The sequence below is a fragment of the Streptomyces sp. BRA346 genome (genome assembly GCF_052851135.1).
The window spans coordinates 115,063-116,535 of the sequence record NZ_JAIWIH010000041.1 but is presented as its reverse complement, the minus strand read 5'-3'; the positions used below and the strand labels follow the sequence as shown (position 1 = coordinate 116,535).

General features: G+C 60.6%; 1 protein-coding gene and 2 pseudogenes. 2 read left to right on the top strand and 1 reads right to left on the bottom strand.

Annotation, left to right across the window (positions count from 1 at the left end):
- Both LCH29_RS36760 and LCH29_RS36755 read left to right on the top strand, forming a co-directional pair.
- Window positions 1-211: pseudogene (locus LCH29_RS36760) on the top strand (RHS repeat-associated core domain-containing protein); the annotation flags it as partial.
- Between the two features lie 360 nt (window positions 212-571).
- Entirely contained in the window at window positions 572-946 is a 375-nt protein-coding gene (locus tag LCH29_RS36755) for a hypothetical protein (RefSeq protein ID WP_446466015.1), read from the top strand.
- An 85-nt stretch (window positions 947-1,031) separates the two neighbouring features.
- On the opposite strand, the pseudogene LCH29_RS36750 reads toward LCH29_RS36755, so the two are convergent.
- Window positions 1,032-1,473 (bottom strand): annotated as a pseudogene (locus LCH29_RS36750) (ISAs1 family transposase); the annotation flags it as partial.

Here is a 1,473-nt window from a genome sequence, read left to right as displayed (position 1 = left end):
GGCCACCAACAGCACCGCCTACACACCCCTCCGCTTCCCCGGCCAATACTTCGACCCCGAAACCGGCCTCCACTACAATTTCCACCGCTACTACGACCCCGACTCCGCCCGCTACCTCTCCCCCNACCCCCTAGGCCTGACCCCCGCCCCCAACCCCGCAGCCTATGTCCACAACCCCCACACTTGGACCGACCCTCTCGGCCTTGCTCCCAACTGCTCGGCTTCCGCGCAAGAACTGCACATGGCAAAGCCAGCGCATGGCACAGATGAGTCGCGTCTAGCACCACTTCGCGATCTTTCTGATGGTGATTTCCTTAATGCGATCAATAATCCGCGCGACGGAGAGCACATAATCCTCAACGACCGAAACACAGTGGTTCAGGGGAACCATAGAGTAGCTGAGCTTGCACGGCGAGCGGATGACGCGAATAGCTCAATCCAATGGGACACTCGAGTTACGATTGAGCGCTACCGGAGGGACATGAGCATGTTTGACGACTTTGATGGCGGCGGTGGAGGTAGCGGCAAGAGCATGGATGACCTATGGAACAGTCTGGACTGGTGACAAGGCATGTCCGCCACGGTCGATCCAGGTGAGTATGGAGTAAGGGTTGCTTCATACACGGAACTCCTCGAAATTCGAGATGACCCGAGGAGTGCATTCTTGAACGCTCGGTTGGATCCTCTGATGTCTTCTGGCCGCATGGATAGAGGCGGGCTTCACATCTTCATGCCCATGCTGGAGAACGGGTATCGCGAGGCTGCAGGGGAAAAGTCATTCAGGGGCTATCTCTGGTTTCTTGAATCGGGGAAGAACGTGCGTTCCTGTGCACTGATTGATGTTCCTGAGAGTCGTCTTTCGGTTCTCAGGCGACTTGGTCAGGGTGCGCTGGAGAAGGTAGTTCTGAATCTTCTCGGAGAGTTGCCGATTGAGACGCTATCGTGAAGTACAGAAGCCCCGCCGGGCAGTTTCTCCGACGGAGCTTCTGGACAGGGCGGTTGCAAAGTCGTGTGATCTGACGCTGTGCTGGTCAGCTGATGCCGAGGAGGTCCAGCGGGCGGGTGAGGGGCTGGCAGGAGACGTGCCGGACGGCGGCGGCGATGTTCTGGTGCCTTGCCCGTCGGAGGGTGCTGACGTCGAGGTTGCGCAAGGTGGCCATGTTCTCCGGTTCGCGGCCGGTACGGATGCGGCTGGCGTCCCCGGCGAAGGTTGGGTCGCGCACGAAGTGCAGCCGGTTTCCGATACCCCAGTGCGAGCGTGCCAGTTCGCCGAACTGCTGCGGCAACGCCTGCGTCGAGGGCAAGTCGGTAATCGCGTAGATCGTCTTGCGGGTGAGTCGGCCGGTTGCGGCGTTCACGCGGAAGCGCATGAGTTCGTCCCGCCCTCCGCACACCGCAGCACGATCCTCGCGCGCAACGCGAGATACTGAGCGCTCTTCGCTCGCCGGGCCCACCGGGTCAGCTGGGCCCGTT